At 63.7% G+C, this 4867-nt stretch carries 2 protein-coding genes; both read left to right on the top strand.

What is annotated here, in order from left to right; translation table 11 throughout:
* The first annotated feature begins 238 nt into the window (after positions 1 to 238).
* Positions 239 to 640 carry a hypothetical protein gene (locus VZ95_RS06005; protein WP_045775052.1) on the top strand — a complete coding sequence of 134 codons (402 nt, stop codon included), beginning with the start codon at positions 239 to 241 and terminating at the stop codon, positions 638 to 640.
* Positions 641 to 659: 19 nt separating this feature from the next.
* A partial coding sequence (locus VZ95_RS06000) for a type I polyketide synthase (protein ID WP_156995104.1) occupies positions 660 to 4867 on the top strand: 4208 nt, incomplete at its 3' end.

Here is a 4867-nt window from a genome sequence, read left to right as displayed (position 1 = left end):
ATAAATTTATTCCCAGGAAATCACTTTTATCTCGAACACAACCGGAATGGCCTAACGGAGCTGATCGCAGCGTCTTTGCAGGTCTGATTCGTTAACGGATTAGTTATACTGTAATCTTATTTTTGGTGCGCTGCGGCATAAACTATGACATTCTTCACGGTGTCGGAGAGTCACATCCTTCCGAAAAATCGCAAAATATTGTCGCGCTCTCTTGATACGCGCATGAGGGTCCTGCTCGATGACGACCAAAATTATGAGTATTCCGCCGTCCGCGACCGAAAAGCGGGAACGCCCCGCCCGACGCTATCGGGGGAAATCGTCCACTGCTTCGGCGCTCACGGTGCTTCCCGTTGCCCCGACCCCGGTGGCCTTGTTTGAGACCTTAACGAAGAGCCTCCCGCCCGTAGCGACCCCCGCGCTCGGCGACGATCTGACCGAAACCGCTGCTAAGATGATCGCTTGGCCGGTGGAGCTTTGGCTCAACGCGCTCTATCGCGGCTACGAAATCGCGCTCGCGGCCAATGGCATCACCCAGGGGGCGAGCCGGAAGTTGGAAAGCGCCGTGCTGAAGAACAAACTCGCGCCGCTGCCCGGCCTTTGGTCGTGGCCCGCCGCCGCATCGTCCCGGAAAGACTGGTAGAGGTAGGAGCGAGAAGACCATGAGCAAGAAGCCAATCCCTGCAAAAACCGCCGCCCGTTCGAAGCCGTCCGACGCCCTCAGCGGCATTGCCATCATCGGCATGTCCTGCCGCGTGCCGGGGGCGAGCAATACGCGCGAGTTCTGGCGCAACCTCTGCAACGGCGTCGAATCGCTCACGGTCTTCTCCGACGAAGAACTGATTGCGGCGGGCATCAGCCCCGCCGAAATCGCCGAACCCGATTACGTTAAAACTGCCTTCCGCATTCCCGGTATCGATAAGTTCGATGCGGCTTTCTTTGAATACTCGCCGCGCGAAACCCGGTTAATGGACCCGCAGCATCGCTTTCTTTTGGAAGTGGGCTGGGAAGCCTTTGAAGACGCAGGCTATACGCCGGGCCGCCATTTAGGCCCCGTCGGCGTCATCGTCGGCACCGGCGGCATCGTTAGCTCCTATATGGTGAACGAACTCTACGATCACCCGGAGTCGCGCGGGCGCACGGCAAACCTCGCCCATATCGGTAACGACAAGGATTTCGCCAGCACGCGCCTCTCGTATAAATTCGATCTGACCGGCCCGAGCCTGAACGTTCAAACCGCCTGCTCAACCTCGCTGATCGCCGTCCATCTCGCGTGCCAAAGCATTCAATTGGGCGAATGCACCCTGGCGCTCGCGGGCGGGGCCACGATCCGCGTGCCGGAAATCTCGGGTTATAAATCGGTCCGCGGCGGGCTCTATTCGCCCGATGGGCACGTGCGCACGTTTGATGCGGAAGCGCGCGGCACGGTCTTCGGCTCGGCGGTCGGCATGGTGCTGCTGAAGGAGGTCAATCAGGCCGTTCAGGATGGTGACACCATCTATGCCGTCATCAAAGCCACCGCGATCAATAACGACGGCGGCACGAAGCCCAGCTACTCCGGCTCGTCGATTCCGGGCCAAGCCGAGGCGATGATAAAGGCGCTTCAAGCGGCGCACGTCGCGCCGGAAACTATCGGTTATGCCGAATGTCACGGGACCGGCACCGCCATCGGCGACCCCATCGAAATCGCCGCGCTGACGGAAGCCTTCAAGGGGTCGCCCGTCGCTATCGGCGCCTGCCCGGTCGGCTCGGTGAAGCCGAACATCGGCCACCCGGAACAGGCCGCCGGTATTATCTCGCTGATAAAAACGGCGCTAGCGCTGCACGAGCAGCAGATTCCGCCGACGATCAATATCCGCACCCTCAACCCCAAGATTGATTTCACCACCAGCCCGTTCTTCGTGAACCAAGAGCTGCGCGCTTGGCCGAAAACCGATGCGCCGCGCCGCGCTTTGGTGAATTCGCTCGGCATCGGCGGCACCAATGGCGTCGTTATTCTGGAAGAGGCCCCCGCGCCCGCGCCGGTGGTTCAGACGAATGCCGAGCGGCCCGCCCATCTGCTGGTGCTCTCCGCCAAGTCCGAAGCGGCGCTGAAAGACGCGCTGGTGCGGCAGGCGGAAGCTTTGGAAGAAGCGCCGGGCCTTGCGCTCGCCGATGTGGCTTTTTCCCTGGCGCAAGGCCGCGTCGCTTTCAGCCACCGCTTTTCACTCGTGGCAAGCTCGCTTGACGAGACCATCGAAAAGCTGCGCACCGCCCAGGTTTCGACCGCGACGGATCGGCGTTTGGGGGCGAAGCGCAAACTCGGCTTCCTCTTCACCGGCCAGGGCGCACAGTTCGCGGGGATGGGCAAGGCGCTGTACGAGAGCCAGCCGCTGTTCAAAGAAACCTTCGACCGCTGCGCCGCTGCGATGATCGGCCTGATCGACCGCCCGCTCGCCGAGGTGGTCTTCGCCGATCCCACGGGGCCGGACGCGGGTCTGATTAATCAGACCGCTTACACACAACCGGGCACCTTCGCGCTGCAAGTCTCGCTGGCGACGTTGCTGGCAAGTTGGGGACTCCGCCCGGCCGCCGCCGCCGGGCATAGCGTTGGCGAGTTCGCGCTATCGGTCGTCGCGGGTGTCTATCCGCTGGAAGTTGCCGCCAAACTGATCGCCACGCGCGGCAAACTCATGCAGGCGCTGCCCGAGGGCGGCGCAATGGCCGCCGTCTTTACCGACGAAGCCCGCGTGCGCGCGGCGTTGGCCGAATTGAACCTGCCGCAGATCGGCGTCGCCGCCGTCAACGGCCCGGCGAGTACGGTTATCTCGGGCTTGAAAACCTCGGTCGACGCCGTCATCGCCTATTTCGAGCCGCAAGAGATTACGGCCCGGCCCCTGACCGTCTCGCACGCGTTCCATTCGGTGCTGATGGACGGCGCGATGACCGACTTCCGCACGGCGATTGCCGAAACCAAAGCCGCCAAGCCCGAGTTTCTCTGGATCTCGACCCTCACCGGCACGGTGAAAGCCGACGCGCCCGATGCCGACTATTGGGTTTCCCACGCGATGGACGCAGTGCGCTTCGCCGATGCGGTGAAGCGACTGGCCGACGAAGGCGTGACCGATTTCGTCGAAATCGGGCCGGGCAAGAGCATGCTGGCGCTGGCGCAATCGAGCGTCGCCAATGAAAGCTTCGCCTTCCTGCCGACGCTCACCAAGGACGGGATCGAAGGCCGCGACCTGCTCGAAGCCGTCGGGGCCTTGTTCCGGCGCGGCGAGACGATCGACTGGAAAGCCTTCGACGCCCCCTGGACGCGCCGCCGCAGGCCGCTGCCGACCTATCCGTTCCAGGGCGAGCGCCTGTGGAACGAGCGCGACGGCGCGGTGACCTTGACGCAAAAGGCGCAAGCCCCCGCCGCGGCCCAAGGGCTTGTCGGCGCGCGGCTACGCTCCTCCCTGCCGGAAGCACAGTTCGAGAGCGTCTATAGTCAGGCCGGGCTGCCGTGGATCAAGGACCATAAGGTCTATGGCCATGTGGTTCTTCCCACCACGGCGGGCCTGATCGGCCTGCTGCAAGCCGCCGGAAAGCTCGCGGGCGCAACGCCGCTGACCGTGGCGAATTTCTCCTACCGCGCGCCGCTGTTCCTGGGCGAGAGCGAGGCGCGGATCACGCATCTGGTGGTGAAGCCCGGCGAGATGGGCAGTTTCGACGCCCAGCTTGCGAGTGCCGAAGACGCCGACGGCACCCGCTGGCAAACCCATATCACCGCCGCCCTGCGCCCTTCAGCCGAGAGCGTGCAAGGCCCGACCTTCGTGCCGGAAGCGATCATTAGCCGCACCAAAGTGCTGCCGGTGGACCGCTATTACGCCGGTCTTGCCACCCTCGGCCTCGATTACGGCCCCGCTTTCCGGGGAATTCAGTCGCTCTGGCAGGGTTTGGGCGAGGTGCTCGCCCATGTCCGCCTGCCCGATAGCGTTGCGGCGGATGGCTATCCGCTGCATCCGGCCCTGCTGGACGCAGCGCTCCATACCTATCCCGCCGTGATCGATGCTTTCGGCGATTTCACTGCGGTAACGCTGCCCGCCGAGGGTATGCACCTGCCGACCGGGATTGAGCGGTTCAGCATCGCCAAAGCCGACACACGCGACGTGTGGGTGCATCTGCGCAAACGCCTCCAGGACGTGAGCGCCGATCCGGCCACTGCAAGCTTGGTCGTTGATATCGATCTCTATGATATGAGCGGCGCGCGCGTCGCCCGCTTCGAGGGTTTGGCGCTGAAACCGCTGGCGGTGAAAGCCTTCCAGCCGAAAGCCGCCGAAACCGGCGTGGATTGGCTGTATCAGGTGCGCTGGGACAAGCTCCCCGTGGCCGCGAAAGGCAAGGTTCCGGCCCCGAATGCGTGGCTGATTCTCGCCGACGACGCGGGCGTTGGTGCCGCGCTGGCGAAAACCTTTGAAACGCGCAATCACCCGGTCAAGCTGATCGACAAAGCCGCCCTGATCCCAGCGGGCGCGGTGAAGGTTCCGGGTAAGGAAAGCTTCGCCCAAGTTTTGGCCGAGCTTGCCGAAACCTGGGCCGATAAGCGCGTCGGTCTGGTGTATCTCTGGGGGCTCGATACCCGTTTCGGCACAGGCGAGGATCAAGAAGCACAGCAGGCCAGCGTCATCGGCAATGCGCTGCACCTCACCCAGGCTTTGGGCGAGGCGCGCGATAGCTTCAAGACGGCCCCGACGCTGTGGCTCGGCACCCGCAACGGGCTCGACCTGCGCGAGGGCGGCAAGGACACGCTGGACCTGGCCCAAGCCGGGCTGTGGGGTTTTGGGCGCACGGTGTCGCTCGAGTATCCGCAGGTTTGGGGCGGCATGATCGATCTGGCTGCCGGGGGCAC

Origin of the sequence: Elstera litoralis (genome assembly GCF_000963705.1) — a bacterium.
GTDB classification, from domain to species: domain Bacteria; phylum Pseudomonadota; class Alphaproteobacteria; order Elsterales; family Elsteraceae; genus Elstera; species Elstera litoralis.
The sequence above is the reverse complement of the archived record's forward strand: the minus strand, read 5'-3'. Positions and strand labels throughout refer to the sequence as shown.

Bases quoted from the DNA above. Each gene is read 5' to 3' on its own strand.
- VZ95_RS06005 (WP_045775052.1), top strand. From the start codon at position 239: ATGACGACCAAAATTATGAGTATTCCGCCGTCCGCGACCGAAAAGCGG.